Below are 26668 nucleotides of genomic sequence, written 5' to 3'. Positions count from 1 at the left end.
CGGGTCCACAGGGCACACACGAGAGCAAGCAGGGGGAGACAGACTTATCGGCAGGTGCTAACACGGTAACGTATGTCACAGCCTGATCAGGGACAGAACATCCCACACTGGTACGCCGGCGATGCCGACGGCGACGTGCTCTCGCTCAGTTCCGGCGAGGGCGCACGGGTCACCGACGACGCCGGGCGGGAGTACCTCGACTTCATGGCACAGCTCTACTGCGTGAACGCCGGCCACTCCTGTGAGCCGATCGTCGACGCCATGACCCAGCAAGCTCGGGAGATCCCCTACGTTTCCTCCTCGAAGACCACCCCGGCCCGCGAGGAGTTGGCGGGGCGGCTTGCGGACCGTGCGCCGGGGGACCTGAACGACGTGTTCTTCTCCATCTCGGGCAGCGAGGCCAACGAGTCGGCCATCCAGATCGCCCGCGAGGTACAGGACGCGCCGAAGGTGCTGACGCGCTGGCGTTCCTATCACGGCTCGACCTACGCCGCCGGCGCGCTCTCGGGCGATCCCCAGACCCGCGCCGTCGTCGAGCGCCACGCCGCCACCACCGGCGTGGGGAAGTTCCTCCCGCCGATGGTCAACAACTCGCCGTTCGACGGCGACACGCCCGAGGAGATCGGCAAGCAGGCCGCCGACCACCTGGAGTTCGTCATCAAGAACGAGGGGCCGGACTCCGTCGCCGCGGTGCTCACCGAACCGGTCGCGGGCACCTCCGGCGCCTACCCGGCGCCGCCGGGCTACTTCGAGCGCGTTCGGGAGATCTGTGACGAGTACGACGTGCTCCTCATCTCGGACGAGGTGATCGCCGGGTTCGGCCGCTGTGGGGACTGGTTCGGCATCCAGACCGAAGGTGTGGAGCCGGACATGATCACCTTCGCCAAAGGGGTCACGAGCGCGTACGCGCCGCTCGCGGGCGTGCTCGCCAGCGAGGAGATCGCCGCTGAAGTCCGCGACGACGGCCACCCGCTCGGCCAGACGTTCGCCGGCCATCCCGTCGCCTGCGCCGCCGGGAACGCCGCGATGGACGCCTACGCCGACGGCCTGATCGAGAACGGCCGGGCGCTGGCGCCGTACCTCGAAGCGCGACTCCGCGAACTCGACGAGAAACACGACGAGGTCGCGCACGTCCACGGTCGGGGGCTGCTCTGGTCGGTGGAGTTCGCCGACCCGGGGACGGGTGAGCCCTACGTCGACCCGCGGGTCGAACCGGACGCCGACAACCCCGTCGAGACGGTTCGGGAGGTGGCGGGGGACCACGGCGTGCTGTTCGGGTCGGGTCGGCCCGACACGCAGGTGATCTGTTCGCCGCCGCTGTGTATCGACCGTGCGGACGTCGACGAAGCCGTCGACGCGTTGGACGCCGGGATCGAGGCGACGTTCTAGGTGAGTCGGCGGTCACCGAGGCTATTCGTGCGCCGCGTCCCACTGATCGGGCTTTTTCACGTTGCCACAGACGTTGCACTCGATCCGACCCATCGAGTCCATCGCGTTGTCGGTGGTCTCGCAGTTGCCACAGAAGTAGCCCCAGCGCTCGGCGCCGTCCTCGGAGACGTAGGCGACGAAGAAGTAGTCCTTCGACCCCTTCTCGCCGTCGCTGCGGTCGACGTGAATCGTCTCGCCCTCCGCGGTTCGGATGGCCTCCAGTTGCATGGTCGAGGCAAGGCGCGGCGGGGTGAAGAACGTACGCACCTAGCGCGTCGCGCGCTTCCACGCCGCCAGCCCGAGGCGCTCGCCGTTCAGCGCCTCGGCGTCGACCTCGGTCGCGGCCCACTGGAACAGTCCCACCACGTCCGCGGGGTCGCGGCCCTGCCCGCCCGTGAGGTCGCTCTCGACGACGCCGGGATCGACGACGCCGACAGCCGGTTCGACCTCGACGGCGAACTGTCGAGCGACGGCTTCGGCCGCGGCTTTCGAGACCGCGTAGCCGCCGTAGCCTGGTTTGGCGGTCTCGGTTATCGAACCCGAGGGAACGAGCACCCGCGCGTCGGCGGCACAGTGCGGGAGCGCCTCCTTGATCGCGAGGAAGACGCCGCGGGCGTTCGTCCGGTACTCGTCGTCGAAGGCCGCGTAGCCCTCCTCGGCGAGGCGCTGCTCGCCCGGCGAACCGTGGAACACCGCCGCACAGGGGATCACGAGGTCGATCTCGCCGCCGGCCTTGGCGGCGCGCTCCATCAGGAACTCCACGTCGAACTCGTCGCGGGCGTCGACCCGCATGGACTCGACGCCGTCGTGGTCGTCGAACCGGCCGTCGCTGTGGACGCCCGCGAGCACCGTCGCCCCCGCCTCGGCGAACGCTTCGACCAACGCGCCGCCGATGGCGCCGCCCGCGCCGGTGACGACGACTGTCGTGTCTTCCATACCGACCCGTCCGGGCGCCGACGACTTAGCCGTACGCCCCGCGGCCCGGTCCGCTTGGGCGGGGCCGGCGCGTCGGCCGTTTTAAGCCCCCCGCGCGCGTGGCTCGCGCATGGACGTTGCTCCGGACCTCGCTTCACTCGACGGTCACGACGTGGTCGTGATCGGCGGCGGCGTCGGCGGCCTCTCGACGGCCTGTTACCTCGCCGGCGCCGGCGCCGACGTGACCCTCCTCGAACGGAACGAGCAACTCGGCGGCCGCGCGAGCGTGATGGAACGCGACGGCTTCCGGTTCGACATGGGACCCTCGTGGTACCTGATGCCCGACGTGTTCGAGCGCTTCTTCGCTCACTTCGACCGGGACGTGAGCGACTACTACGAACTCTCGCGGCTTGACCCCCACTACCGAATCGAGTGGAAGGACGGCGACTCCCTCGAACTGGCCCCGGACATCGAGACCAACGCCGAGCGCTTCGAGGCGTACGAGGAGGGCGCCGGCGAGACGCTCAAGGAGTACCTCGCGGAGTCGGAGTACACCTACGACGTGGGGATGGAACACTTCGTCTACGAGGACCGCCCGAAGCTGCGGGACTACCTCGACCCCGACGTCGGCAGGCAGGCCCGCGGCCTCGCGCTTCTGGGGACGATGCAGGACCACGTCGAGGACTACTTCGATCACCCCAAACTCCAGCAGGTGATGCAGTACACCCTCGTCTTCCTCGGGGGGTCGCCTCACAACACCCCGGCGCTCTACAACCTCATGAGCCACGTCGACTTCGAACTCGGGGTCTTCTACCCCGACGGCGGCCTCGCGTCGGTCATCGACGGCCTCGTCGACCTCGGCGCCGAACTCGGCGTCGAGTACCGCGCCGGCGCCGACGTGACACAGATCCACGGCCAGCGCGGGAGCTTCAAGGTCGACTACGACGCCGCCGACCCCGCGGCGTTCGCCCCGAGCGACCGCCACGAGGAGTACCGCGTCGACTCGGCTGGCTACGAACTGGCGGACCTCGTCGTCAGCGACGCCGACTACGCCCACACCGAACAGGAACTCCTCCCCGAGAACAAACGGCAGTACAGCGAGGAATACTGGGACTCCCGCACCTACGCCCCGTCGGCGTTCCTGCTCTACATGGGCGTCGAGGGCGATATCCCCGACCTCGCCCACCACACGCTCGTGCTCCCCACCGAGTGGGACGAGCACTTCGGCCAGATCTTCGACGAACCGGCGTGGCCCGACGACCCGGCGTACTACCTCTGTGCGCCCTCGAAGACCGACGACTCCGTCGCCCCCGAGGGTCACTCGAACCTCTTTGCGCTGGTCCCCATCGCGCCCGGCCTCGACGACACCGAGGAGACCCGCGAGGCCTACCGCGAGACGGTGCTCGAAGACATCGCGGAGAACACCGGCACGGACCTGCGGGACCGTATCGTCGTCGAGGAGACGTTCTCTGTCTCGGAGTTCGGCGAGCGCTACAACACGATGCAGGGGTCGGCGCTCGGACTGGCCCACACCCTCAAGCAGACCGCGCTGCTGCGGCCCTCCCACGCCTCCGACGAGGTCGAGGGGCTCTACTTCACCGGCTCCTACACCACCCCGGGCATCGGCGTCCCGATGTGTCTGATCAGCGGCCAGCTGACGGCGGAAGCGATGGCCGACCGCGAAGCCTGATGCTTCGCTACCTGCTGACGCTCTCGCGCCCGCGCTTCTGGCTCTACACGGCCGGCCCCGTGCTCGTCGGCGTCGCCTACGCCGCCGGAGCCGTGAGCGACCTGCTCGCCCCGCTGCCGGCGCTGCTGTTCGTCTACTTCCTGCTGCCCGCCAACGTCTACCTCTACGGGATCAACGACCGCTTCGACCGCGAGATCGACGCCGAGAACCCGAAAAAGTCGGGGGAGGGGAGCCCGGAAGCGCGCTGGCGGAATTCGTCGATGGTCACGGCCGTCGTCGCCGCCGCGGGGCTGCTGGGGCTGGTGCTGTTCCCGCTCACGCCCCGCGTCGCGTGGCCGTACCTCGCGGGCTTTTTCGCCCTCGCCACGGCCTACAGCGCGCCGCCGCTGCGGTTCAAGGCCCGGCCGTTGCTGGACTCACTCTCGAACGGTCTCTACATGCTCCCGGGCGCGGCCGCCTACGCCGCGCTCGCCGGTACCCACCCACCCGCCGCGGCGCTCGTGGGCGGTTGGCTCTGGACGATGGGGATGCACACCTACTCCGCGGTCCCGGACATCGAACCCGACCGCGCCGCCGGCGTCGACACGACGGCGACGGCGCTCGGTGAGGCACGGACCTACCTCTACTGTGGGGCCTGCTGGGCGCTCGCTGCGGTGGCGTTCGGCCTGCTGGACGTTCGGCTGGGAGCGCTGCTCGGGGTCTACCCGGTCTTCCTGCTCGGCACCGTCGCCGCCGGCGTCGACGTCGACCGGGCGTACTGGTGGTTCCCGTTTGTCAACGGCGTCGTGGGGATGCTGATGACCTTCGGCGGCCTGCTGGGGCTCGTGGGGGTGCTCCCGTGAGCGTCCGCGAGTGGGTCCCCGACGACCCCACGGACCGCCGAGCGTGGGAGGGCACGCTGGATGCGCTGATTCAGGAGCACCGGTTCACCATCGCCGTCGTCTTCCCCGCAGTGGGGGCGCTCTCGCTGATCGCCAGCGCGGAGTGGGCGGCGCTGCCGGACGTGCTCGCGTTCAACCCCCTGTTCGTCCTCATGGGCGTGCTGGTGATGCGCTCGCCGCTGGTCGTGGGGATGCTGCCGGTCGTCGACCGCCGGGCCGCACTGGGTGTCGCCGCGTTGGCGGCGTACAGCTACGCCATCGAGACGGTCGGTATCACCACCGGTTGGCCCTACGGCTTCTTCGAGTACGGCGTCTCGCTCGGGCCGATGATCGGCGGCGTACCGCTTGCCCTGCCGGTCTTCTTCCTCCCGCTGGTGGCCAACGCCTACCTGCTCTGTCTCCTGCTGCTCGGCGATCTGGCGGATCGGGCGCTGCCGCGACTGCTCTCGGTCATCGCGCTGGTCCTGCTGATGGACGTGGTGCTCGACCCCGGCGCCGTCGCGCTCGGGTTCTGGGACTACGGCGGCGGCGCGTTCTACGGCGTCCCGTGGTCGAACTACCAGGGCTGGGTGCTCTCGGCGACGGTCGCGGTGGTGGTGCTGGACGCCACCTTCGACCGCGAGGCGCTCGCCGCCCGGATCGACACCTGCGCGTTCGCGCTGGACGACATGGTGAGCTTCGTGCTGCTCTGGGGCGGCATCAACGCCGTCTACGGCAACTGGCTCCCCGTCGTCGTCGCCGCGGGCATCGGCGCCGGCCTGCTGCGAACCGACCGCTTCGACGCCGGTATGGTGCCGTGGCTGGGTGACGGCGGGGAGAGCGACCGCGGCGTCGCCGCCGACCGTCGGTAGCTTGAACCGTCGGCCGGGCGAGCCCTCGACCTGACGCGATGGAGCACCCCCACCCCGAGGTCGAACACGGCGCCCGCTACGACAAGGAGGAGATCGAGGAACTGTTCGACACGGGCTTTGGCTACCACGTCCGGGGGATCACCGTCCGGAACGACGACGAGGGCGAGCGCTACGTGCTGCTGTTCTCCCGCGACGACGGCCCCTACGCCGATCAGGTCTCGGCCGGGCGCTTCACCTACGTCGGCGAGGGGCTGCCCGACAAGGGAGACCAGTCCCCCGACACGCTGGGCAACGCGGCGCTGATCGAGGCCGAATCCGACCCCGTACCGATCTACTTCTTCCACCAAGCCGGCGACGACCCCGGCTGGGAGTACCGCGGCCGCGTCGCCGTCGAGGGTCACGAGATGGTCGCCGGCCCCGACGGCGAGCGCGAGGTGCTGGAGTTCGAGATGCGACACCGGGACGGCCCCGAAGCGGATCCGACGGCCACGGCGGATGTCGATGGCGCGGCGGCGGGAGTCGGTGTCGACGCCCCCGAACCGCCCGCGGGCGGCTTCGCCCCCGAGGACACGACGGGCCGGAAAGTGACCGAGACCCGCGCCGGCGTCCGCGTGTCGGAGTCGTTCAAACAGTCGATATACGAGCGCTTCGACGGTCGCTGTGCGCTCACCGGGATCGACCACCCGAGCCTACTGACCGTCGCCCACGTGCTCCCGAGGACCGAGCGACCGGACATCGCCGAGGAGCCCGGGAACGCGCTGCTGTTGAACTGGACCCACCACGCCGCCTTCGACGCCGCGCTGTGGACGTTCGACGAAGCCGGGCGGCTCTGGGTGAACCCCGAGTACGAGCCGGCCGACCGCTGGATGGACGAGAGCCTGCGGGCCCGCCACGGCGAGCGCCTCGACCGGCTACGGGAGGGCGGCGTCGCCGACGAGTACGTCGGGCGTCGGAACGAGTCGCTGTCGTGGTGGCCGCCGAACTGAGCCGAAAACGGGCGTCGTCGGTCCGTATCAGGGGACCGGGAGCCGGCCCATCGCACGGTGGAGCCGGTGGTCGGTGTCGTCGCTGGGAATGGCGCTGACCGAGCGGAACACCGTCCGCGGGTCGGGGTTGCGCCACCAGGCGTAGCGTGCCCGCGCGGCGAGCCAGAGCTTCCGCGGGGTCGACAGCGAGGGCGTCGTCGACACCACGTCGTAGTCGAGGTCCCGGATCAGCCGGTGGTGGTCGACGTAGAGGATGGCCGCGAGCAAGACGGGGAACTGACAGTCCTTCGGGAGCAGTTCGATGCCGGCGACGCCGTCGCGGTAGAGCGCCTCCGCGCGGGAGAGTTCGGCCTGCACCGCGCCCGCGACGTTCTCGTCGAACTCCAGGCGGCTGATCTGTCGGTGGCTGGCGCCGTGGGCTTCGAGGGTCTCGGCGGGGAGGTAGATGCGGTCGCGGTCGATGACGTCCTCGCGCACGTCCCGGACGAAGTTGGTGAGTTGGAACGCCTCGCCGAGCGCCGTCGCGGCCGGGAGCGCCTGTTGGGCCTGTTCGGGGGCCATCACGGAGGTCATCATCCGGCCGACGGCGGCGGCCGAACCGTCCATGTACTCACGGAGTTCGTCGTAGGTCTCGTAGCGGGCTTTCTCCACGTCGGTCGCCATCGCGTCGACGAACGTGTTCACGTCGGATGCGGGGATACCGTGGCGCTCCCGGATCTCCGAGAAGGCGGCGATCACCGGGTCGTCGGTCGGTTCCTCACCCAGCGCCGCGCGACGGAACTCCTCGAGGCGCTCGGCGCGCTCCGTCGGCGAGAGGTCGTTATCACCGTCGACGACCTCGTCGGCGACGCGGAAGAAGGCGTAGAGCACGTACGTTGGGTGGCGGACTCGCTCCGGGAGGAACCGGGTGGCGACGTAGAACGTCCGACCCGTGGTCCGATGGATCTCCTTGCTTCGAGCGAGCTGTCGTTGTTCGACCATGGTGGGGGACCGTCGGCGCCACGGCGACGCTGTCGGTGTATGTGCAAGCTTTGCGTGGCAATGGCTTAACTGTACGGCCCCGTGGCACGTTGCTCGGCTCAGTAGAACGTGTCCGCACAGTCGTAGATCACGCCGTGTTGCGGGCAGACGTACTCACAGTGGCGGTGGACCATCGTCTCCCCGCAGCGCGGGCAGGGCCGGCCCGGCGGCGTCGTCCCCTCGGCGTCGCTCATACCCGGGGGTCGTGATCGACCGACGAAAACCTATCGCGTCAACGCGTGCCACGGGGCGAACGTTTTCCCCCGTAGCGCCCCATCGGCCAGCATGAACCGCCGCGTTCGGGGCCTCGACGCCGCCGAGATCGGGGTCGCACTGCTGACGGCCATCGGCGCCGTGGTCGGCTCGCTGGTGGCGATCGGGAACACCCCCGGGTTCGTCCTCCCGAGTACGGCCGCGGTCGTGCGGGACACGCTGCCGGGCCTGCTGGTCGCCGCCGGTATCGGGGCGCTCAGGGACCTCGCCCAGCCGCTGTTACTGCTCGGCAGCGGCGTCCTCCTCGTGCTGGTCTACGGCGCCGCCGCGCTCGCCGCCGGCCGCGTCACCGAAGGAGCCGCCCTCCGGGCAGGCGTGACGGTCCTGCTCGTCGGCGCCCTCACCGCGCTCCTGACGGGCAGCGCCACGAGCGCGTTCGGCGCGGGACTGGGCGCCGGAGTCGTCGCCGCCGCCGCGAGCCTCTCGCTCGATCTGAGTGGCCCGGTCGGCGCGAGCGGGACCGGGACCGAGGACCCGCCCGGTCGCCGTCGCCTGCTCCAGGCCGGCGCAGCCGTCGTCGCCGGGGTGGTGCTCGGCGTGATCCGGACCCGCGAACCCGACACCGGCGACGACCGCCAGCCGCCCGACCCCGCCGCCGCGTCGCTGCTCTCGGCGGCCGATGACCGCTCGTTCTCGTTGCCCGGCGCCGAGCCGTTGGTCTCCGAGGAGTTCTACACCGTCGACATCGCGCCCACGAACCCCAACATCGACCCGACGAGCTACCAACTCGCGGTCACCGGCGAGGTCGGCACCGAGCGGACGTTCACGCTGGAGGAACTGCAGGAACTGGGCGGCGAGCGCCGGTTCGTCACGCTGCGCTGTGTGAGCGACAAGATCAACGGCACCAAAGCCGACACCGCGCTCTGGGACGGCGTCCCCGTCGCGGCGGTGTTGGAGGCCGTCGACGCCCCCGAGACGTGCTGTGTGACGCTCCACGGCGACGACGACTACTTCGTCTCGTTCCCCCGGGAGGCGCTCGATCCCGGCCTGCTCGCATGGGGGATGAACGGCCGCCCGCTGCCTCGGGGCCACGGCGCACCCCTCCGAACGCTCGTCCCGGGCCACTGGGGCGAGACCAACGCGAAGTGGCTCACCGAGATCGAGATCCGCGAGGAACCCGAGGAGGGCTACTGGGAGCAGCGTGGCTGGGAGGGCACCGGCGAGGTCAACACCGTCGCCAAACTCCACAGCACGACCATCGAGGACGGCGTCGTCCGCGTCGGCGGCCACGCCTACGCCGGCACGCGCGGGATCGACGCCGTCGAGGTCTCGACCGACGGCGGGGACTCGTGGACCGAGGCGACCCTGAGCGACACGCTCCCGGGCCCGACACCGATCGGGGAGGAGGAGCCCGAGGCGACGGGCGAGGCCGCCGACGCGTGGCGGATGTGGCGACACGAGTACGAGCAGTCGGGCGAACACGAGGTGGTCGTCCGAGCCATCGACGGCACCGGGGAGGTCCAGACCGAGACGGAACAGGACGGGTTCCCCTCGGGGGCGACCGGCTGGGTGCGGAAGACGGTGCAGGCGTAGCAAGGGCTCGAGGCGGGAGTCGCCGTGGGTGTTTTCCCCACACGGGGTCAAGATACCCGCGAATGGACCGTTCCGGCTCCCTCGGCCTGCTCCTCGATCAGGCTCAGGACAAGATCGTGCTCCTGGACGATGACGGAACGTTCAGCTACGTCAACGGGGCGTGCGAACGCATCCTCGGGTTCGAACCGGCCGAACTCGTGGGGCGGACCGTCTTCGAGTTCGTCCACCCCGACGACGTCGACGGGATGCGCCGGGAGTTCCGCCGGATGGTTCGGGACGAGACGCTCGGCGAAGGGACCATCGAGTACCGCCACCGCACCAGCGACGGCGACTGGGTCTGGCTGGAGAGCCGGATGTCGAACCTGAACGACGACGAACTCGACGGCTACGTCGTCAGTTCGCGGGACGTGACCGACCGCGTCGAGGCAGAACGCGAGCGGGCCGAGACCGCCTCCCGGCTCGAAGGGATCGCCGCCGTCGCGGGCGACGTGCTCTGGATGTTCGACGGCGACTGGTCGGAACTGCTGTTCGTCAACCCCGCCTACGAGGGGATATTCGGGCGGCCTATCGAGGAGATACGGAACCACCCCGAGGCGTTCCTCGACGCGATCCACCCCGAGGACCGCCCGGCGGTCGAGGAGGCGATGGCCTGTCTCGCGGGCGGCCGTTCGGTGGAGATGGAGTACCGCGTCAACCCTGCCGAGGACTACACCCGCTGGGTGTGGGTGCAGGGCGAGCCGATCACGCGGGACGGCGAGGTCGTCCGTATCACGGGGTTCGTGCGGGACATCACCGACCGCCGCCGCCGAGAGTGCCAACTGGTCGTGATGGACAACCTCCTCAGACACAACCTCCGGAACGACCTCAACATCGTCCTCGGACAGGCCGACCTCATCGACGAGGAGCTTCCGGAGGCGAGCCAGTACACCGCCGTCATCCGCCGGGTCGGGAAGGAACTCCTCCAGACCGCCGAGAAAGAGCGCGAGGTCATCGACCTCCTCACGGAACAACAGGGGCGCCAGCGGATCGACTTCGGTGAGGCAGTCCTCGAGAGCATCGAGACCGTCCGTGAGCGCCACGCCGGGGTGGTGATCGAGACGGATATCACGAAGCCGACGATCGTCTGTGGCCGGCCGGAGTTGGGGCTGGCCGTGATCGAACTGTTGGAGAACTCGATCCAGCACAGCGAGGAGAGCGAGCCGAGGGTCGGGGTCAGCCTCCGCCAGGTCGGGACCCACGCCGAACTCACCGTCGAGGACGACGACGCGCCGATCCCGTCCATCGAGGCGGACGTGCTCCTCGGCGACCACGACATGAACCAGGTCTACCACAGCAGCGGCTTGGGGTTCTGGCTGGTCTACTGGGCCGTGGAACTGTCGAACGGCCACGTGAGCGTCCACTCAGAGGAGGACCACGGGAACCGGGTCACCCTCTCGCTCCCGCTCGAAGAAGCGGACGAACCGACGCAGCGACGAGAACGGTAGCGAGGGGGACGAACCGCGGCGGCGAAGAAAACCGTCGCGGCGAAGAACCCCGTCACGACCGAAAAGGTGGTTCGCTAGCTCAGCACTCGGACCAGCCGCAGGACTCGCAGGTCTTGCAGCCTTCCGAGAAGTAGAGGCTCATCGAGCCACAGTCGGGACACTCGGGACTCTCGCCGGAGGCGATCAGGTCGCCCACGGCGTCGTCCTGCCCCGCCTCGCCGTCGGGCCCGTCGGGGCTCTCGACGTCGACGTTCGTCGGCTCGCCGAGGGACTCGGTCGCACCGCCGTCCGTGGAGGCGCTCTCCTCGTCGAGTTCGTCGATGGTCTGTTGCTGGGGCACGGCCTCGTCGATCTCGCCGTCGAGGTAGCGTCGCATCGCCGTCCCGATGGCGTCGGGGATCGACTGGATCTGCTCGCCCTTGTCCCAGGCGACCTTCGGGCTGCGGATGCCCTGCAGTTCGCTGGCGATCTCCTCGGGGTCGACGCCCGAACGGAGCGAGGTGGAGATGGTCTTGGCCAGCGCCTCGGTGAAGGAGGCGGTGAAGCCGCCGGAGTTGCCGATGTTGGCGAACAGTTCGAACGGCTCGCCGGTCGCCGGGTCCTCGTTGATGTTGACGTAGAGCTTCCCGTAGCCCGTGTCGATGCGCTGGGTCAGGCCGTGGAGCACGTCTGGACGCGGGCGCTTGCGGCCCAGCGGCGTGTCGTCGCCGTCGGCGCTCGCGAGGAGCTGCTCGACCTGCGTGTCGAGGGCGGCCTGCACGTCCTCGTTGTCGAGGAAGCCCTCGATGCCGCCGAAGACCTCGGTGATCTGTTCGACGAGTGCCTCGGCGGCCTCGTCCTCGTCGGCGAACTCGGTGTTGTCGGCGCGCGTGGTGAGCACCTGCTTGCTGCGGGTGCCGTCGCGGTAGTAGGTCACACCCTTGCCGCCGTTGTCGTAGACGTACTCGAAGGCGTCCTTCGCGTCGTCGAGGCTGGCGTCGTTGGGCGCGTTGACCGTCTTCGAGATGGCGGAGTCGACGCCGGCCTGCGCGGCACACTGGATCGAGGCGTGCTGCTTCGCGCTCAGGTCGCCGGTGACGACGAACAGTTCACCCAGCGCGTTCGGGACCGTCTCCAGCCCCTCGACGCCGTCGAACTCGTTGTTGGCCATCTGCTCCTGTGCCTCCTCCTTGACGGCCTGCACGTCGATGCCGTTGTCCTCCAGCGCTCGGAGGAAGTAGTCGTCGAACTCGACGAGCATCTCGTCGCCCTGCACGTCGCCGCTGACGTTCTTGTAGTAGGCGACGTTGTAGATGGGCTCACAGCCACCGGTGGTGTTGCCGATCATCGACGTGGTGCCCGTCGGCGCGATGGTCGTCGTGTTGTGGTTGCGGACCGTGTAGCCGTCCTCCCACTCGGCGGGGTCCTCGCCGGTGTGGTGCTCGAACCACTCGGGGTAGGTCGTCGGGTCGGCGTACTTCGAGTCGTCCCAGTCGGCGAAGGGCCCACGCTCCTCGGCCAGGTCGTGGCTGGCGTCCTTCGACCCGTGGTTGATGTGGGTCATGAGCTGGCGGGCGATCTCGTCGGCGTCGTCGGTGCCGTAGCGGACACCCAGCTGGATGTAGAGCTGTGCCAGCCCCATGACGCCGAGCCCGATCTTGCGCATCTCCCGGACCTTCTGCTCGATCTCGGGCACCGGGAAGTCAGACATCGTGACCACGTTCTCGAGGAAGCGCGTGCCGTACTCGATGCGGTGGTCGAAGTCGGACCAGTTCATCGCGTCGTCGAGGAACGCCGAGACGGCTTCCTCGTGGCTGTCGTACTCGTCGGCGTGCTCCTCGGACCAGACGCGCCAGTCAGGGGCGTCCTGTGCCGCGAGCGTCGAGAGGTTGATGTGGCCGAGGTTACAGGCCTCGTACTCCTCGAGGGGCTGCTCGCCGCAGGGGTTCGTCGCGAGGATGCGGTGGTCCGGGTGCTCCTCTACGTCGAAAGAGTGGCGCTTGTTGACGCGCTCGAGGTAGATGACGCCCGGCTCGCCGTTCTCGTGGGCGCCCTCGATGAGCTGGTCCCAGAGCGCCTCGGCGGGCACCGAGAGGACCTCGCCGACCTCGACGTGCTCGCCGAGCCCGAACATGTCGTAGAGCTCCTTCGTCTCCGGCGTGGCGACGTGGGGCTCCTCGGTCCGGGGGTTGGTGAAGGTGAACTCCTCGCCAGCCTTCAGCGCCTCCATGAAGTCGTCGGTGATGCCGACGGAGATGTTGAAGTTCGAGAGGTGGCCCTCGACGGCGTTACGCAGGTGTTCGGGCACGCGACCCTCGTCGTCGATGAGTTCGCGGGCCTCCTCCAGCGCGTCCGCAAAGGAGTTGTGCGTGAAGTCGTCGGGGTCGTTCAGACGGAGCGTGTTCGCCAGGCTCACGTCCTTGTTCTTGGCGTGGATGAACTGGATCACGTCGGGGTGGGAGACGCGCATGACGCCCATCTGGGCGCCGCGGCGGGCGCCACCCTGTGCGATCGTCTCACACATCTGGTCGAACGTCCGCATGAACGTGATCGGGCCGGAGGCGATGCCGCCGGTCGAGCCCACGGCGTCGCCGTAGGGTCGGAGCTTCCAGAACGCGTAGCCCATGCCGCCACCGGACTGGAACACCTCGGCGGCCTCCTTGGCCGTCTGGTGGATGTCCGTGATGTCGTCGCCGGGCGAGTCGACGAAACAGGCAGAGAGCTGCTGGAGTTCGTCGCCGGCGTTCATCAGCGTCGGCGAGTTCGGCATGAAGGAGAGATCCGTCATCAGCGTCTCGAACTCCTCGCGGGTCTCGCGCACGGTGGTCGCGATCTCCTCGTCGAGTTCGGGGACGACGGTGTCGTAGGCGAACTTGTTGACGTTGTGTTCGGTCAGGACGGCCTCGGTGTCGGCGTCGGCGTCGACCCCTTTACCGAAGACCTCCTCGGCGAGTTCGTCGCGGCGCGGGTGGTCGGGCTTGAGCTGTTCGGGGGTGACGGTCACCTCGATACCCTGCTGCTCGGCCTCGTAGACGGCCTCGGCGAGCGCGATGTTCTTCGCGACGCGGGCGAACAGTTCCTCCTGACTCTCGATGACCTCGCCGTCGGCGTTCTTCCGGAGGTACCGCGCCGGGAGAATGTTGTCGTAAGCGTTGTCAGTCAGGCGGTCGGCGAGGGTGTCGCCGGCGGTGCGCTTGATCGGGAGTGTTAGCTCGTCGGCGCCCAGGTCGGGTGAGCTCACTGCGCGCTCACCCCGGGAGCGGCATACTGTGGCCGGATACTGCGTTCGATGGTGGCGGTGATGTCGGACATCTCTGACGGAGAAGTTCTATCCGTTCGACCCGCAATAACGGTTTGGATACCGGTTCGTTTGGAGTAGTCCAAGCGTAGTTGTGTTAGTTGGTGGCAGGTGCTGGTCATAGGGTGGGTGGACATCGCCTTTCGGCGCTCGTGTGGACCTTAGGAAGGGGCTGGTATAACCTTGGCCGAACCGGAGTGAAAGTGGTACACGTGTGACCGGATCACGGGGACGCACCGCGGTTCTCGACTCGAAGGTAAGGGGTGTCGGCGGGGGTCGGCGCCCGCTCCGAGGGCTGTTTCACGCCCCCGTCGGGCGCCGCCAGCCGGCACCGTTTTGCACGGACGTACACAACCGAGATCCGTGTACGACGACGTGTTACTGCCGGCCGCGTCGGACGGCTCCACGCTGAATCCGACCGCGCGCGGCGACGCGACGCGGCGCGCCCGCGAGCGTGCCGCCGAGGTCGGTGTGGCGGCCCGTGGGCCTGAGGGGCTGGAACGCGCGCTGGCCGGGAGCGCCGGTGAGACAGGCGGCGGCGTCCCGGCGGCGCCGGTAACCACGGTCCCGCGGTAGATGCGGGCGTTCAGGCTGGCCTACGACGGGCGGCCGTTCTACGGCTTCCAGCGACAGCCGGACGTGAAAACCGTCGAGGGGACGCTGTTCGGCACGCTCGAAACGGCCGGGATCATCGACGCCGGCGAGACGCCGCCGGGCTACGCGGCCGCCGGGCGGACCGACGCCGGGGTCTCGGCGGTCGCCCAGACCGTCGCCTTCGAGGCGCCGGACTGGTGTACGCCCGCCGCGCTCAACGGCCGGCTTCCCGGGTCGATCCGGGCGTGGGCGGCCGCCGACGTTCCCGAATCGTTCCACGCGACCCACGCCGCCAGCGAACGGCACTACACCTACCACCTGCACGCTCCCGACGCCGACGACGCTGCGGCGGCCGAGGCGGCCGCGCGGCTCTCGGGTGAACACGACTTCCACAACTTCACGAGCGACGAGACGGGGACCGTGCGCGACGTGGCCGTCGGCGTCGATCGCGACGGCGAGTTTCTCGAGATCACGGTCGCGGCGAGCGGCTTCCCGCGGGGGTTCGTCCGTAGGGTAGTCGGCGTGTTGGCGGAGGTCGCCGTCCACGGCCACCCGCTCGACCGGGTCGACGAGACCCTCGGCGAGGCGTCGCTACAGGGCGGGAAAGGCGTCCCGCGGATGCCCGCCGAGCCGCTGGTGCTGACCGGCGTCGACTACCCCGGCGTCGAGTTCGCCGTCGACGAGGAAGCCGCGACGAGCGCGAGAGGGGTGTTCGAGGCCCGACGCGTCGGCGGACTGGAGCGCGTCCGGGTGGCGGAGTCGGTGCTCGCCGGACTGGAGTAGCCCCTGCGGACTTTTGGCGGTCGGCCGTGTTACCCGAGCGTGATCCGTACGCAGGTGTGTTGGGACGCGACGGTCCGAGTCGTCGCGGGGGCCGCCGTCGTCGGCGTGGGGCTGGTGGCAGCGATGGCGCTGTTCAGGGTCCCGCTGATCGGCTGGCTGCTGGCGCTCGTCGTCGCCGTCCCGGCGTCGCTGTTCGGCGTCTTCCTCGCGGTGAAGGGGCTGTGGTTGGTCGTCGAGGAGGCCACCCGGGAGGCCATCGACGGCCAGCCACGGAGCGACCTCCTGACCGACGAGTGAGCGCCGCGGCGGGGCGTCGGCGGCTCCTCGCGAGGGGCAGACCCGTCAACGATTGGGAAGACTTACCACCGTCTCGTGGGAACCACGAGGTGAATGAGCACTGTCCCCGAACGCGAGGAGATCGACGAGGAGTACAAGTGGGATCTGGAGTCGATCTTCCCGGACGAGGAGCACTGGCAGGAGGCGTACGACGACGTCGAGGAACGGATCGACGACCTGCGGGAGTACGAGGGTCGCGCGACGGAAAGCGCCGAGACGCTGGACGAACTGCTGACCGAGTACGAGGACGTGATGCGTGACGTGGCGAAGGTGTCGGCCTACGCCAGCCTGCGCTCCTCCGAGGACACTCGGGACCAGGAGTACCAGGCCATCGGCGCCAAGGCCGAGGCGTTGCGGTCCGACGCCTCCAGCGCGACCAGCTTCCTCGAGCCGGAACTGCAGGAACTCGACTGGGAGGAGATCGAGGCGATGATGGAGGCGGAACCCGACCTCCAGGAGTTCGAGCACTTCTTCGACGACGCGCTGCGGATGAAGCCCCACACGCGCTCCGCCGAGGTCGAGGAGCTACTCGCCGACCTTTCGGAGATCACCAACGCGCCCTCCGACATCTACGGGATGCTCTCGAACGCCGACCTGACGTTCCCGACCGTCGAGAAGCCCGACGGCGAGGAAGTCGAGATCACCCAGAGCAACTTCACGAAGCTCCAGAAACACGAGGACCGGGAGTTCCGCCGCGAGACCTACGAGCAGTACTACGAGGCGTGGGACGACTACCGGAACACCGTCGGCACCTCCCTCCAGAACAGCACCAAGAAGGACGTGAAACTGGCCGAGGCCCGTAACTACGACACCGCCCGCGAGGCCGCCCTCGACGGCACCAACGTCCCGACGGAGGTGTACGACACGCTGGTGGACACGGTCCACGACAACCTCGACTACCTCCAGCGCCACGCCGACCTCAAACGGCAGGCCCTCGGCGTCGACGAACTCGGGATGCACGACCTCTACATGTCACTCACCGGCGAGGAGGGTCCCGAGATCACGTACGCACAGGCCAAGGAGTGGATCGTCGAGGCCGTCGAACCCCTCGGGCCGGAGTACCAGGCCCGGATGGAGCAGGGGCTGGAGAACCGCTGGGTCGACGTCTACGAGAACCGCGGGAAGCGCTCGGGCGCGTTCTCCTCGGGCACCTACGACACCCAGCCGTTCATCCTGATGAACTTCCAGGACGACATCTCCTCGCTGTTCACGCTGGCCCACGAACTCGGCCACTCGATGCACTCGGAACTGGCCAAGGAGGAGCAGCCGTGGCAGTACTCCAACTACGAGATATTCGTGGCCGAGGTCGCGAGCACGGTCAACGAGACGCTACTGACCCACTACCTCCTCGAGAACGTCGACGACGAGGAGATCCGCGTCCACGCGCTGGACCAGTACCTCGAGCGCATCCGCTCGACGCTCTACCGCCAGACGATGTTCGCGGACTTCGAACAGCGCATCCACGAGCGCGCCGAGAACGGCCAGCCGCTCACCCCCGACGCCTTCGACGAGGTGTACGGCGGGCTGAAGTCGGAGTTCTACGCGAACGCCGACGTGGACGACCTGATCGCCAAGGAGTGGATGCGCATCCCCCACTTCTACTACAACTTCTACGTCTACCAGTACTCGACTGGTATCTCGGCGGCCGTCGCCATCGTCGAGAAGATCCGCGAGGAGGGTGAGGACGCCGCACAGGCCTACCGCGACGCGCTCGCGGCCGGCGGCAGCGAGTACCCCATCGACGTGCTCGAGATCGCGGGCATCGACATGACCAGCCCTGAGCCTATCGAGTCCGCCCTGTCGGCGTACGGCGAGCGACTCGACGACGCCGCGGAGCTACTGGACCTAGAGTAACTCAGAGCCGCTCGCGGTCGTTTTTCACCGTCCCGAACTCGAAGCCGCCAGTATCGACGCCGTCGGTCGTCGCCGCGAGCGAGCCCTCGCCGGGCAGCACCGACGGGTCAGCCGCCGCCTCGAAGTACTCGACCAGATACACCGACGTGACCGCGCCGGCGACGGTCACGGCTTCGAGGAAGCCGATGGCGAGGATCACCGCGGCCGCCCCGGTGTTGCCGACGTACCAGACGACGGCGGCAAGCGCCGCGCCGGGCACCGACGCCGCGACGGCGACGCCGAACGCGACCAGCGAGAACCCCAACACGCCGGTCGGGTTCGCGACCGAGAAACGGACCGCGGTGCGCAACGACTCGACCGCGTCGGCGTCGGCGACGACCGCCGCGGGGCCGACGAACTGGAGCACCGTCCCCGCGAGGACGCTCAGCCCGAGCACCGCAAGCGAAGGGAGCGCGACCAGCAGCGCGGTCGTGCCCGTCCGGAGGCTGTCGAGTTCGGTGAGGCTGTCGAGGCCGACCGCGCCGACGACGAACGCCAGCCCGAGCGCACCCCCGACCACGACCCAGAGCACCGCCACGACCCCGTAGGCGCCGACGAGGTCGACCCAATTGTCGTCTACGGCCGACTGGGCGCCGTTCCACGCGTTGCCCCCGTTCCGGACCGCGGCGGCGCTCCCGACCAGCGCCGCCGTCACCAGCGGGCCGAGGATGACGGCGTTGAACAGCGGGCCGGCGAGGAGGCCGACCAGCGGCACCAGCGGGACGACCACGCCGGCCAGCGCCGCCGCGGTGCCGACGACGAGTACGACGGTGACGTGCATCGGCGACCGGAGGGCGGTGCCGAGCGCCGACCGAAACGTCGCGAGGACCTGACTCATGGGCCAGTACGTAAGCGTAGAAGCAAAAGTCTGTGCGCGGGTCACGGCCCGAACGGGGCGATTCCCCGACCCAAAGGCACATTTACGCGTACCCCTAACCGGAACCAGAGAGATGTCACGCAGTCCGTCCCTCCCCGACCGTCCCCGGCTCGACTTGGACCCGGACATGTCCCAAGCCGAGCGCCTGGAGGCGATCAGGGAACACTTCGAGCGGCTCGTGCAAGTCAACGAGGAGTTGGACGAACGGCTCCACGACGCGGAGGGGCGCAAGTCCGAACTCCGCGAGGAAGTCGACCAACTCAAACGCCGCAACGAGACGCTCAAGACCTCGTCGCTCTACCTGGCGACGGTCGAAGAGCTGACCGAGGACGGCGTCGTGATCAAGCAACACGGCAACAACCAGGAGGTCCTCACCGAACTCTCCCCCGCCCTCGAGGGCGAGGTCGAGGCCGGTGACCGGGTCGCCATCAACGACTCCTTCTCGGTCCAAGAGCTGCTCGACGACGAGACCGACGCCCGCGCACAGGCGATGGAGGTCGAGGCGTCGCCGGACGTCGTCTACGACGACATCGGCGGCATCGACGACCAGATCCGCGAGGTGCGCGAGGCCGTCGAGGACCCGCTGGTCAACGCCGACGTGTTCCGCGAGGTCGGCGTCGAGCCCCCGAGCGGCGTCCTGCTCCACGGCCCGCCGGGGACGGGGAAGACGATGCTCGCGAAGGCCGTCGCCAACGAGACCGACGCGACGTTCATCAAGATGGCCGGCTCCGAACTCGTCCGGAAGTTCATCGGGGAGGGTGCCCGCCTCGTGCGGGACCTGTTCGAACTCGCCGCCGAGCGCGAGCCCGCCGTCATCTTCATCGACGAGATCGACGCCGTCGCCACCACCCGGACGGACTCCAAGACCTCCGGCGACGCCGAGGTCCAGCGGACGATGATGCAGCTCCTGTCGGAGATGGACGGCTTCGACGACCGCGGCGAGATCCGCATCATGGCCGCCACCAACCGCTTCGACATGCTCGACGAAGCGATCCTCCGACCCGGTCGCTTCGACCGCCTGATCGAGGTGCCCAAGCCCAACGCCGAGGGCCGCGAGCGCATCCTCGAGATCCACGCCAGCGAACTCAACCTCGCCGAGGACGTGGACTTCGGCGAACTCGCCGAACAGCTCGAGGACTACTCCGGCGCCGAGATCGCCGCGCTCACCACCGAGGCGGGGATGTTCGCCATCCGCGACGAGCGCGAGGAGGTCCGCGCCGAGGACTTCGAGGCCGCCCACGAGAAGATCGAGAAGGCCTCCGAGGACGCACCGGGGACCGGGCTCACTCACTACCAGTAACTCCCGCGGATGCGGATCACGGGCAGCCAACCCGCACGCGGGATGGCGATGGCGGCGCTGCTCACCTTTCTGGCGGTACTGGCGTTCTTCCTCGACAGCACGGGCCTCACACAGAGCCGGCTCGTCTTCGCCGGCGGCCTCGGCGTCGCGGCGGCGGTCGGGACCGCCGGTGCCGTCGTCGGCCGTACGGCGGTCGCCCTCGGGGGTGCCGGCGCGCTCGGGGCACTCGGACTCCCCAGCGCGGCCCTCCGGATATTCGTGGTACCGATGGCCGGCGTGCTCGTCGCGGCGGCGCTCCTGATCGCGCTCGACGAGCGGACGGTCGAACGCCGGTAGCACCACAAAGCGTTTCTCGCGGCCGACACGACGGCGGAGCATGGTTCCCGGGATCGTCACGCAGGTCCCCCTCCTGTTCGGCGCGCTGTGGCTGGCGAACGCGCTCGTGCTCTCGCCAATCCTCCTCTCGACGGCCGTCAGGCGACTGATCCGGTCGTGGCCGACCGACGGGCTGCCGTCGAACTATCTCGTCGCCACCGCGGCGTTCACGGCGACACACCTGTCGGGGCTGGCGCTCACGGTTGCCTTCAACGGCGGCCGACTCGCCGGCCGCGAGATCGGATGGCTCGCCGGCGTGACGCTGGTGAACCTCGTGCTCTGGTGGGCGGCCGTGGCGCTCGCGGTGCCGGGACTGGGCCACTGGCACCCGAAAGCTGACGGGGAGTACGACGGGCGGATCGCGCTGACGCTCGAACTGTTCGCCTACGTCGCCGCGACCGGCGCGCTGGCGTTCGTCGTCCTCGTCGTCGCCATCGCCGTCGGGTTCCCCGGGTAGCGGCCCGGAAAACACTTACCGGGCCCGGGCGCGCTCCCGGCCATGGACCCCGTCGCCCCCCTCCTCCTCGTCGGCCTCTGGCTGTTCGACGCCGCCGTGTTGGCGCCGCTGCTGCTGTTCGAGTCCACGAGACGGCTCTTCGCCGGCCGGCCCACGGGCACGCTCCTCGGGAACTACGCCGTCGTGGCGACGGCCTACGCCGTCGTCCACGTGCTCGTGCTGTTCGCGCCCGGGATCGCCACCGGGACCGTCGGGGTCGGCTGGATCGTCGCCTCGACGCTGGCGCTGCTCCTCGGGTCGGCGCTCGCCGTCGGCGTCGTCGCCCCACGGCTTGACTGGTGGGACCCGAGCGCCGGCGACGGCTGGGACGGCCGGCTTGCGCTGGTCGCCGTGGCCGCGGGCTACGTCGGCGTCGTCGTCGTGCTGGCGGTGGTGGCTGCGCTCGGCGTCCTGCTCGTGTTCGCGAACTACCCCGGCTGAGTCCGTAGCCCCTTTCTCCGCCGGGCGCCGCCTTCCGCCATGAGCAGCATCATCCACGTCGTCGCCGGTGCCGGTACCGCGCCGACGGCCAAGGCCGCCTACGACGCCGCGCTGGCCGACGCGAACCTCCACAACTACAACCTCGTCCCCGTCTCCTCGGTCGTGCCCGCCGACGCCGAGGTCGTCAGGGTCGAGTCGGCACCCGACCTCGGCCCCGCGGGGAACCGGCTCAACGTCGTGCAGGCGAAAGCGGCCGCCGTCGGCCCCGAAACCGTCGCCGCCGGGATCGGGTGGACGACCGGTCCCGGGGCGGGACTGTTCTACGAGGCCGACGCCGAGGCCGAAGCCGACGTGGAAGCCCGCCTCGAAGCCGGCCTCGCCGCCGGTCGGGAGCTTCGGGACTGGTCGTTCGACCACGAGGAGACGCTGATCGAGACCGCCGAGGCGTCGCCCGGCGAGCACACCTGCGTGGTCGTGCTGGCGGCCTACGGCGAGAGCGAGCCGATCTGCTGAGCGGTCCCGTCCCAGAAAGGTGAAAACGGTTCGACTGTACGCCTACCTATGGAGTGGATCCCCGTCCTCGCGTACCTCCTCGTCGTCGGGGGGCTGACCGCGCTCGGTGCGCCGATCGCCGCCGCGGCGTTCCAACACCTCCCGCGGCGGGGCGCCGCCTTTGCGCTCCCGGCCGCGCTGGTCCCGTTCGCGATCGCGGTGTTCTGGATCGGCCAACTCACCTTCGGCTTCCACACCCTCCTCCTCGGGCTGGGAATCGTGCTCGCCGTCGCCGCGCTCTCGTGGCGCCGCGGTGCCCGCCCCGACTGGCGCGCCGTCGCCGGCGCCTACGGCGTCTTCGCCGTCGGCTTCCTGATCATGGTCGCGTTCCGCGCTGGCAACCCCGCGATCACGCCACAGGCCGGCGAGCAGTTCCTCCACTTCGCGCTGGTCAACACGCTCGAACGCGCCGAAACGCTGCCCCCGGAGGACATGTGGTTCGCCGGGGAGCCGCTGAAGTACTACTACGGCACCCAGATGCAGGTCGCCAGCCTCTCGATGCTGACCGGCGTCGCCATCCGCTACGGCTTCAACCTCGGCATCGCGACGTTCTACGGGATGCTGTTCGTCGTCGCCTACGGCGTCGGCGGGGCCGTCGTCTCCCGCCGGGGCGGGTCCTACCGCCTCGGCGGCGTCTTCACGGCCTTCTTCGTCGCCCTCGCCGGGGCGTCGACGACCGCGATCCGACTGTTCACGCCCTACATCCCCGACGCGCTCGCCGGCCCGGTCGAGCAGGCCGCCTTCGGCTTCGTCGCCCAGCGCTTCGACGGCGGCGAACTCCAGACGACGGTTTCGGACCTCTCACAGCCCCTCGACTGGGGGTGGTGGTACACCCGCTACGTCGTCCCGGGCACGATCCAGGAGGTGCCCCTCTACTCCTTCGTCAAGGCCGACCTCCACGGCCACACGTTCGCGAACCCCTACGTCATGTTCGCCGGCGCGCTGGCGCTGGCGTACTACGTCACGCCCGAACGGGAGCGGTTCCGACGGCTCGCTCTCGTCTTCGGCGGTCTCGGCGCAGTCGCCGGCCTCTTTGGCTTCATGAACACGTGGTCGCTCCCGACCGCTGCCGGGATGGCGATGCTGGCCGTCGGCGCCGCCGACGCTCACCCGGCGACGCTGCTTCCCGAGGGGGTTGCAGAACGCCTCGAACCCGCGACGGCCGCCGAGAGCCGCGGCGAGTGGCTCGCCCACGAACTCTGGCGGGTCGCGCTCGCCGTCGTCGTCGGCGGTGTGGTGCTCCTCATCGGCGTCGCCGTCGCGTCGCCGTTCCTCGTGTTCGGCCACGTGCCCAGCAACGAGGGGATCGGGTTCCTCCCGCCGCGGAGCCCGCTACCGGCGTTCCTCGTGATGTACGGCGGGCTGTTGACCATGTTCGGGGTCTACCTCGCCAACGAGGGCTGGCCCGCGGCCGAGGACCTCCCGACCGCGTGGCTCGGCGCCGCCGGCGTGCTCGTCCTCGGCGCCGTCGGCGCGGCGCTGGTGATCGAGAACTTCGCCGTGATGGCGCTACTACTGACGCTGATCGTCGCCGGCTGGCTGCTGGTGCGCTCGGGGCGGGCGGGCTTTGCGACGGTGTTGCTGGTCGCCGGCGCCGGCCTGCTGCTCTCGCTCGAACTCGCCCACGCGAAGCTGCCGCTGATCGCCAACCCCCGGTGGAACACCTCGCTGAAGGTGGCCGTACAGGCGTGGACGCTGGGCGCCGCCGGCGCGGGGGCGGCGACAGCACTCCTCCTGCGCCGGCACGTCGGCCGACTCGCGTCCGCCGGCGAGGCACGGCTGGCTGCCGGTGAGACCGCCGCCCGTGACTCGCTGGACAACCGAGCGGCGCTCGGTTCGGCGCTCACGGTCGGGTTCGTCGTCGTCGTGTTGCTGGTCAGCGCGACGTTCCCCGTGATGATGTTCGCCGCAGAGGTCGGCGGCCCCGTCGCCGACGACCACTACGAGCCGTCGCTCGACGGGCTGAAAGCCGTCGAGAACTACCACGCCAACGAGTACGACGCGCTGCGCTGGCTGAAGGAGCGACCCGGAAAGCCGACCATCGTCGAGACACCGGGTGCGTCCTACCACTGGTCGAACCCCGCCGCGACGTTCTCGGGACTGCCGACGGTCATCGGTTGGGACCACGAAGCCGAGTACCGGAGCCAGGAGGCGTACGAACGCCGGGTCAGAAACGTCGATACGATCTACGCCGGCGAGTGGGCGCAGGCCGCCGACCTCCTGGAGCGCTATGACGTGACCTACGTCTACGTCGGCCCCAACGAGAAGGACCTCTACGGCGACGCCATGCGGTCGTTCGACCGCGAGGCGTTCTCGGTGGCCTTCGAGGGCGGCGCCGTGACCATCTACGAGGTGGACCACTCGGCGCTGCCCGACGACGAACAGGACGGCGCCTGAGCCAGTCAGCGGCGGCAGGAGGGTTCCTCCGCCGGTGGGTTTATCAAGCGATACCGCCAAACACCGACGACATGAACGGGACCAACTACGCCGGCGGTCACGGGATCATGGGGGGACCCTCAAAGGAGGTCGAACTCTCCGCCGACGAGAAGCGAGGTCTGCGACGCGCCGTCGCGGGCATCGTCTCTCGGACCGAGTCCTATCTGCCCGACGGCTACGTCGTCGGCTCCGAACTGACCTACGGATCGAACGGGCCGGAAGCGACCGTCGCCGTTCGTCCCCCCGCCGGGCACCCCGTGAGCGCGGGGTTCCAGCCCGACGCCGAGGACATCGAGGCCGGCCTCGACGACGCCGACCGTGACGAGGTCGCGAAGGGGCTGGCAGCCAGCGCCGCCGCACAAGTAATGTACGCGATGGGTGACGATCCGGTACCGGTCGCGAGATAGTCGTCGATGCAGTTCGCGTCGCACCGCTCGCTTCTGCCGAACTCGCGGTACGCCGTTTTCGCCCGGAGGCGCCGATGAACGTACCCTCCGCAGCCGCAGCTCTCGAAGCGTTCAGGCCGTGAACGTCTCCAGTTCCAGTATCTTCCCGTCGACGACGGTGAACAGGTCGACGAACCCGAACAGTTCCTCGCCGTCGTCGCCGAGCAGGCGGCCGTGAACCGCGACCTCGGCAGCCCCGGCGTCGGCCGCCGTCGGGAGGAAGACCCCCTCGAGACGGTGGGTGGTGTCGGTCCGGGGCCGCTCGTCGGCCATGAACGCGACGAACCGCTCGCGGCCCTCGATCGTCCGGTCCGGGCGGTCGTGGCGGAACTCCGGGGCGAGGACGGCGCGCAACGCCTCGTCGTCCCTCGCATCGATCGCCTCGTAGTACCGCTCGACCGGCGCGGTCTGACTCATACCGCAACTGGGGCCAGCCGACCCAAGAAGCCGCGGGTCTCCGGGGGGCATATGCCGCTCGGGCGCCGAGCCGGGGTGTGGACCTGCACGTTCGCTACGAGGGCGACGACGACCCCGAGAAGTGCACCGCCCGGAAGCTCTCGCGGTTCGACCTCGCCGAGCTACACCGATCGGACCGCGCGACTCCCTACGGAGTGGTGCTGAACCCCCACGCCGAGCGTGCGCTCTCGCCCGCCGACCGCGACGCCGCCGAACACGCGCTCGTCGCACTCGACTGCTCGTGGGAGTCAGCTGGCGAGAAGCAGTTCACCATCGACGGCGACCACCGCGCGCTCCCCTATCTCGTCGCCGCCAACCCGGTGAACTTCGGCCGGCCGATGCAGCTCAACACCGTCGAGGCGTTCGCCGCCGCGCTCGTCATCCTCGGCGAAACGGCCCAGGCCGAGCAGATCCTCTCGAAGTTCACCTGGGGCGAGACGTTCCTCGAACTCAACGAGGAGCCGCTCAGACGCTACAGCGAGTGTGCGGATTCCGAAGAAGTCGTGGCGATCCAGCAGGAGTATCTGGATCGATAAATCGCGTTCCGCGATAGAGAATCACGCTTCCGGCTTCTCAGGCTGGAACCACGTGCCCAGCCAGCCCGGTTCGTCGGCTCGTGCGGCGTCGAAGCGGCCCCACTCCGCGAGGAGCTTCCCGGCGATCATCGACGCCCCGAACAGGACGCCGGCGTCGGAGTCGGGGACGGTCACGCCGGCCTCGTACAGCAGCGCGAGGATGAACAGCAGCCCGCCGCCGCCGACGGCTGCCGCGAGCGCAACGTAGATTGAGGCGAACGCGAGCAGTCGGCCCGGGACCTCAAGCACCGTGTGGGCCGATCGCTCCTCGTACTGCCCCTCATCGAAGAACTCCCGGCGGAGGTCCAGTACGTGTGCACCGAGCATCGTCGCCGTCGTCCCCAGCAGGGGGAGTGAGAGCGCGGCGTCGACGGCCTCCGGCGCGGCGATCAGCGGAACTGCGAGCAGGCCGAACCCCCAGAACAGCGTCGCCGCCACCAATCGACCGTTCCGCGGGTAGATCGGCGGCAGCGGCCCCGGCACGTCGACAGGGCTCGGTTCGCACTCCCACTTCGGGGCGCGCTCGGTGTTCCGACCCACGGCCGGGAGGAAGAACGCCTCGCGACCCTCCAGTACGACCGGCCGCGCCGCGAACAGCGCGGCGGCGCCGTAGGCGAGGAACGCCGTCGCCAGTTCCAGCCAGTAGACCGCGAGCACCTCGGCGACACGCCAGTCGAGCAGGGCGATCCCGACCAGCGGCAGCGCGTTCGCGACCAGCGTCGGCAGGAACGCGCGGCGGGAGGAGGACATCGGCGCCGACTACCTCCCGA

The 26668-nt window shown here is 69.4% G+C and carries 28 protein-coding genes; 19 read left to right on the top strand and 9 right to left on the bottom strand.

Translation table 11 applies throughout. The features are described 5' to 3' along the window. Window positions 1–72: 72 nt before the first annotated feature. Window positions 73–1389 carry an aminotransferase family protein gene (locus tag NO998_RS01355; protein ID WP_267645194.1) on the top strand — a complete coding sequence of 439 codons (1317 nt, stop codon included), beginning with the start codon at window positions 73–75 and terminating at the stop codon, window positions 1387–1389. A gap of 21 nt (window positions 1390–1410) precedes the next feature. Here the strand turns inward: NO998_RS01355 and NO998_RS01350 are convergent, their stop codons facing one another. Beyond that, on the bottom strand, window positions 1411–1656 hold the full coding sequence (locus tag NO998_RS01350) for a DUF5816 domain-containing protein (protein ID WP_267645193.1): 246 nt from the start codon (window positions 1654–1656) through the stop codon (window positions 1411–1413). Between the two features lie 39 nt (window positions 1657–1695). Next, window positions 1696–2364, bottom strand: a complete 669-nt coding sequence (locus NO998_RS01345) for an SDR family oxidoreductase (protein ID WP_267645192.1) — start codon at window positions 2362–2364, stop codon at window positions 1696–1698. A gap of 109 nt (window positions 2365–2473) precedes the next feature. On the opposite strand from NO998_RS01345, the gene NO998_RS01340 reads away from it, so the two are divergent. The 4 genes from NO998_RS01340 to NO998_RS01325 are packed head-to-tail and all read left to right on the top strand — an operon-like array spanning window position 2474 to window position 6751. Beyond that, a complete protein-coding gene (locus NO998_RS01340; RefSeq protein ID WP_267645191.1) occupies window positions 2474–4033 on the top strand; it encodes a phytoene desaturase family protein in 1560 nt (519 codons plus the stop codon). After that, on the top strand, window positions 4033–4875 hold the full coding sequence (locus NO998_RS01335) for a prenyltransferase (protein WP_267645190.1): 843 nt from the start codon (window positions 4033–4035) through the stop codon (window positions 4873–4875). The genes NO998_RS01340 and NO998_RS01335 overlap by 1 nt, the downstream gene beginning before the upstream one ends. After that, window positions 4872–5765 (top strand): bisanhydrobacterioruberin hydratase, encoded by an 894-nt coding sequence (cruF, locus tag NO998_RS01330; RefSeq protein ID WP_267645189.1) that lies wholly within the window; start codon window positions 4872–4874, stop codon window positions 5763–5765. Before NO998_RS01335 ends, cruF begins: the two co-directional genes overlap by 4 nt. 38 nt (window positions 5766–5803) lie before the next feature. Next, window positions 5804–6751, top strand: coding sequence for an HNH endonuclease signature motif containing protein (locus NO998_RS01325; protein ID WP_267645188.1), 948 nt, complete (start codon window positions 5804–5806; stop codon window positions 6749–6751). 27 nt (window positions 6752–6778) lie between these two features. Here the strand turns inward: NO998_RS01325 and NO998_RS01320 are convergent, their stop codons facing one another. Then, window positions 6779–7732, bottom strand: coding sequence for a phytoene/squalene synthase family protein (locus NO998_RS01320; protein WP_267645187.1), 954 nt, complete (start codon window positions 7730–7732; stop codon window positions 6779–6781). Between the two features lie 98 nt (window positions 7733–7830). Further along, entirely contained in the window at window positions 7831–7965 is a 135-nt protein-coding gene (locus tag NO998_RS01315) for an HVO_2523 family zinc finger protein (RefSeq protein WP_267645186.1), read from the bottom strand. Window positions 7966–8056: 91 nt separating this feature from the next. On the opposite strand from NO998_RS01315, the gene NO998_RS01310 reads away from it, so the two are divergent. Together NO998_RS01310 and NO998_RS01305 are read left to right on the top strand one after the other, a co-directional pair. After that, window positions 8057–9577, top strand: a complete 1521-nt coding sequence (locus NO998_RS01310) for a molybdopterin-dependent oxidoreductase (protein WP_267645185.1) — start codon at window positions 8057–8059, stop codon at window positions 9575–9577. Window positions 9578–9639: 62 nt separating this feature from the next. Then, a complete protein-coding gene (locus NO998_RS01305) occupies window positions 9640–11061 on the top strand; it encodes a PAS domain-containing sensor histidine kinase (protein ID WP_267645184.1) in 1422 nt (473 codons plus the stop codon). A 79-nt stretch (window positions 11062–11140) separates the two neighbouring features. Here NO998_RS01305 and NO998_RS01300 read toward each other — a convergent pair whose 3' ends face one another. Continuing rightward, window positions 11141–14281 carry an adenosylcobalamin-dependent ribonucleoside-diphosphate reductase gene (locus tag NO998_RS01300; protein WP_267645183.1) on the bottom strand — a complete coding sequence of 1047 codons (3141 nt, stop codon included), beginning with the start codon at window positions 14279–14281 and terminating at the stop codon, window positions 11141–11143. 420 nt (window positions 14282–14701) lie between these two features. On the opposite strand from NO998_RS01300, the gene NO998_RS01295 reads away from it, so the two are divergent. The 4 genes from NO998_RS01295 (at window position 14702) to pepF (ending at window position 17905) form a co-directional block, all read left to right on the top strand. Next, window positions 14702–14914 carry a hypothetical protein gene (locus tag NO998_RS01295; RefSeq protein WP_267645182.1) on the top strand — a complete coding sequence of 71 codons (213 nt, stop codon included), beginning with the start codon at window positions 14702–14704 and terminating at the stop codon, window positions 14912–14914. After that, window positions 14915–15715 carry a tRNA pseudouridine(38-40) synthase TruA gene (truA, locus tag NO998_RS01290; RefSeq protein WP_267645181.1) on the top strand — a complete coding sequence of 267 codons (801 nt, stop codon included), beginning with the start codon at window positions 14915–14917 and terminating at the stop codon, window positions 15713–15715. Between the two features lie 39 nt (window positions 15716–15754). Beyond that, window positions 15755–16012: a hypothetical protein gene (locus NO998_RS01285; protein WP_267645180.1), complete on the top strand. Its 258-nt coding sequence runs from the start codon at window positions 15755–15757 to the stop codon at window positions 16010–16012. A gap of 93 nt (window positions 16013–16105) precedes the next feature. Next, the gene (pepF, locus tag NO998_RS01280; RefSeq protein WP_267645179.1) at window positions 16106–17905 is read left to right on the top strand and encodes an oligoendopeptidase F; all 1800 of its coding nucleotides are present in this window, start codon (window positions 16106–16108) and stop codon (window positions 17903–17905) included. Window position 17906: 1 nt separating this feature from the next. On the opposite strand, the gene NO998_RS01275 is transcribed toward pepF, so the two are convergent. Then, window positions 17907–18782, bottom strand: a complete 876-nt coding sequence (locus NO998_RS01275) for a DUF7847 domain-containing protein (protein WP_267645178.1) — start codon at window positions 18780–18782, stop codon at window positions 17907–17909. 112 nt (window positions 18783–18894) lie between these two features. Here NO998_RS01275 and pan2 point away from each other — a divergent pair, with 112 nt between their 5' ends. The 4 genes from pan2 to NO998_RS01255 are packed head-to-tail and all read left to right on the top strand — an operon-like array spanning window position 18895 to window position 21433. After that, window positions 18895–20121, top strand: a complete 1227-nt coding sequence (pan2, locus tag NO998_RS01270) for a proteasome-activating nucleotidase Pan2 (protein ID WP_267645177.1) — start codon at window positions 18895–18897, stop codon at window positions 20119–20121. Window positions 20122–20130: 9 nt separating this feature from the next. After that, window positions 20131–20457 carry a hypothetical protein gene (locus NO998_RS01265; RefSeq protein WP_267645176.1) on the top strand — a complete coding sequence of 109 codons (327 nt, stop codon included), beginning with the start codon at window positions 20131–20133 and terminating at the stop codon, window positions 20455–20457. Window positions 20458–20497: 40 nt separating this feature from the next. Next, entirely contained in the window at window positions 20498–20953 is a 456-nt protein-coding gene (locus tag NO998_RS01260) for a hypothetical protein (protein WP_267645175.1), read from the top strand. Between the two features lie 42 nt (window positions 20954–20995). Next, window positions 20996–21433 carry a hypothetical protein gene (locus NO998_RS01255; protein WP_267645174.1) on the top strand — a complete coding sequence of 146 codons (438 nt, stop codon included), beginning with the start codon at window positions 20996–20998 and terminating at the stop codon, window positions 21431–21433. Here NO998_RS01255 and NO998_RS15840 read toward each other — a convergent pair. Next, the gene (locus NO998_RS15840) at window positions 21421–21483 is read right to left on the bottom strand and encodes a hypothetical protein (protein ID WP_379821368.1); all 63 of its coding nucleotides are present in this window, start codon (window positions 21481–21483) and stop codon (window positions 21421–21423) included. The genes NO998_RS01255 and NO998_RS15840 overlap by 13 nt on opposite strands. Here NO998_RS15840 and NO998_RS01250 point away from each other — a divergent pair. From NO998_RS01250 to NO998_RS01240, 3 genes are all read left to right on the top strand, one after another. Next, a complete protein-coding gene (locus NO998_RS01250) occupies window positions 21473–21946 on the top strand; it encodes a pyruvoyl-dependent arginine decarboxylase (protein ID WP_267645173.1) in 474 nt (157 codons plus the stop codon). The two genes, NO998_RS15840 and NO998_RS01250, sit on opposite strands and share 11 nt — an antisense overlap. A gap of 48 nt (window positions 21947–21994) precedes the next feature. Next, entirely contained in the window at window positions 21995–24382 is a 2388-nt protein-coding gene (locus tag NO998_RS01245) for a DUF2298 domain-containing protein (protein ID WP_267645172.1), read from the top strand. Window positions 24383–24453: 71 nt separating this feature from the next. After that, window positions 24454–24828 carry a DUF5811 family protein gene (locus NO998_RS01240; RefSeq protein ID WP_267645171.1) on the top strand — a complete coding sequence of 125 codons (375 nt, stop codon included), beginning with the start codon at window positions 24454–24456 and terminating at the stop codon, window positions 24826–24828. A gap of 111 nt (window positions 24829–24939) precedes the next feature. Here NO998_RS01240 and NO998_RS01235 read toward each other — a convergent pair whose 3' ends face one another. After that, window positions 24940–25284, bottom strand: a complete 345-nt coding sequence (locus NO998_RS01235; protein ID WP_267645170.1) for a nuclear transport factor 2 family protein — start codon at window positions 25282–25284, stop codon at window positions 24940–24942. A 77-nt stretch (window positions 25285–25361) separates the two neighbouring features. Here NO998_RS01235 and NO998_RS01230 point away from each other — a divergent pair, with 77 nt between their 5' ends. Continuing rightward, window positions 25362–25859 (top strand): DUF367 family protein, encoded by a 498-nt coding sequence (locus tag NO998_RS01230; RefSeq protein WP_267645169.1) that lies wholly within the window; start codon window positions 25362–25364, stop codon window positions 25857–25859. Between the two features lie 21 nt (window positions 25860–25880). On the opposite strand, the gene NO998_RS01225 is transcribed toward NO998_RS01230, so the two are convergent. After that, window positions 25881–26648 (bottom strand): DUF6498-containing protein, encoded by a 768-nt coding sequence (locus tag NO998_RS01225; RefSeq protein ID WP_267645168.1) that lies wholly within the window; start codon window positions 26646–26648, stop codon window positions 25881–25883. Window positions 26649–26668 lie beyond the last annotated feature (20 nt).

Origin of the sequence: Halolamina litorea (assembly GCF_026616205.1) — an archaeon.
Taxonomy (GTDB): domain Archaea; phylum Halobacteriota; class Halobacteria; order Halobacteriales; family Haloferacaceae; genus Halolamina; species Halolamina litorea.
Note: the sequence above shows the minus strand (reverse complement) of the source record. Positions and strands in the feature narration are given on the sequence as shown.

What these genes read in the sequence shown, in the direction of transcription:
- NO998_RS01355 (WP_267645194.1), top strand. Translation starts at nt 73, where the DNA reads ATGTCACAGCCTGATCAGGGACAGAACATCCCACACTGGTACGCCGGC.
- NO998_RS01350 (WP_267645193.1), bottom strand. Translation starts at nt 1,656, where the DNA reads ATGCAACTGGAGGCCATCCGAACCGCGGAGGGCGAGACGATTCACGTC.
- NO998_RS01345 (WP_267645192.1), bottom strand. Translation starts at nt 2,364, where the DNA reads ATGGAAGACACGACAGTCGTCGTCACCGGCGCGGGCGGCGCCATCGGC.
- NO998_RS01340 (WP_267645191.1), top strand. Translation starts at nt 2,474, where the DNA reads ATGGACGTTGCTCCGGACCTCGCTTCACTCGACGGTCACGACGTGGTC.
- NO998_RS01335 (WP_267645190.1), top strand. Translation starts at nt 4,033, where the DNA reads ATGCTTCGCTACCTGCTGACGCTCTCGCGCCCGCGCTTCTGGCTCTAC.
- NO998_RS01325 (WP_267645188.1), top strand. Translation starts at nt 5,804, where the DNA reads ATGGAGCACCCCCACCCCGAGGTCGAACACGGCGCCCGCTACGACAAG.
- NO998_RS01320 (WP_267645187.1), bottom strand. Translation starts at nt 7,732, where the DNA reads ATGGTCGAACAACGACAGCTCGCTCGAAGCAAGGAGATCCATCGGACC.
- NO998_RS01315 (WP_267645186.1), bottom strand. Translation starts at nt 7,965, where the DNA reads ATGAGCGACGCCGAGGGGACGACGCCGCCGGGCCGGCCCTGCCCGCGC.
- NO998_RS01310 (WP_267645185.1), top strand. Translation starts at nt 8,057, where the DNA reads ATGAACCGCCGCGTTCGGGGCCTCGACGCCGCCGAGATCGGGGTCGCA.
- NO998_RS01305 (WP_267645184.1), top strand. Translation starts at nt 9,640, where the DNA reads ATGGACCGTTCCGGCTCCCTCGGCCTGCTCCTCGATCAGGCTCAGGAC.
- truA (WP_267645181.1), top strand. Translation starts at nt 14,915, where the DNA reads ATGCGGGCGTTCAGGCTGGCCTACGACGGGCGGCCGTTCTACGGCTTC.
- pepF (WP_267645179.1), top strand. Translation starts at nt 16,106, where the DNA reads ATGAGCACTGTCCCCGAACGCGAGGAGATCGACGAGGAGTACAAGTGG.
- NO998_RS01275 (WP_267645178.1), bottom strand. Translation starts at nt 18,782, where the DNA reads ATGAGTCAGGTCCTCGCGACGTTTCGGTCGGCGCTCGGCACCGCCCTC.
- pan2 (WP_267645177.1), top strand. Translation starts at nt 18,895, where the DNA reads ATGTCACGCAGTCCGTCCCTCCCCGACCGTCCCCGGCTCGACTTGGAC.
- NO998_RS01265 (WP_267645176.1), top strand. Translation starts at nt 20,131, where the DNA reads ATGCGGATCACGGGCAGCCAACCCGCACGCGGGATGGCGATGGCGGCG.
- NO998_RS01260 (WP_267645175.1), top strand. Translation starts at nt 20,498, where the DNA reads ATGGTTCCCGGGATCGTCACGCAGGTCCCCCTCCTGTTCGGCGCGCTG.
- NO998_RS01255 (WP_267645174.1), top strand. Translation starts at nt 20,996, where the DNA reads ATGGACCCCGTCGCCCCCCTCCTCCTCGTCGGCCTCTGGCTGTTCGAC.
- NO998_RS01250 (WP_267645173.1), top strand. Translation starts at nt 21,473, where the DNA reads ATGAGCAGCATCATCCACGTCGTCGCCGGTGCCGGTACCGCGCCGACG.
- NO998_RS01245 (WP_267645172.1), top strand. Translation starts at nt 21,995, where the DNA reads ATGGAGTGGATCCCCGTCCTCGCGTACCTCCTCGTCGTCGGGGGGCTG.
- NO998_RS01240 (WP_267645171.1), top strand. Translation starts at nt 24,454, where the DNA reads ATGAACGGGACCAACTACGCCGGCGGTCACGGGATCATGGGGGGACCC.
- NO998_RS01235 (WP_267645170.1), bottom strand. Translation starts at nt 25,284, where the DNA reads ATGAGTCAGACCGCGCCGGTCGAGCGGTACTACGAGGCGATCGATGCG.
- NO998_RS01225 (WP_267645168.1), bottom strand. Translation starts at nt 26,648, where the DNA reads ATGTCCTCCTCCCGCCGCGCGTTCCTGCCGACGCTGGTCGCGAACGCG.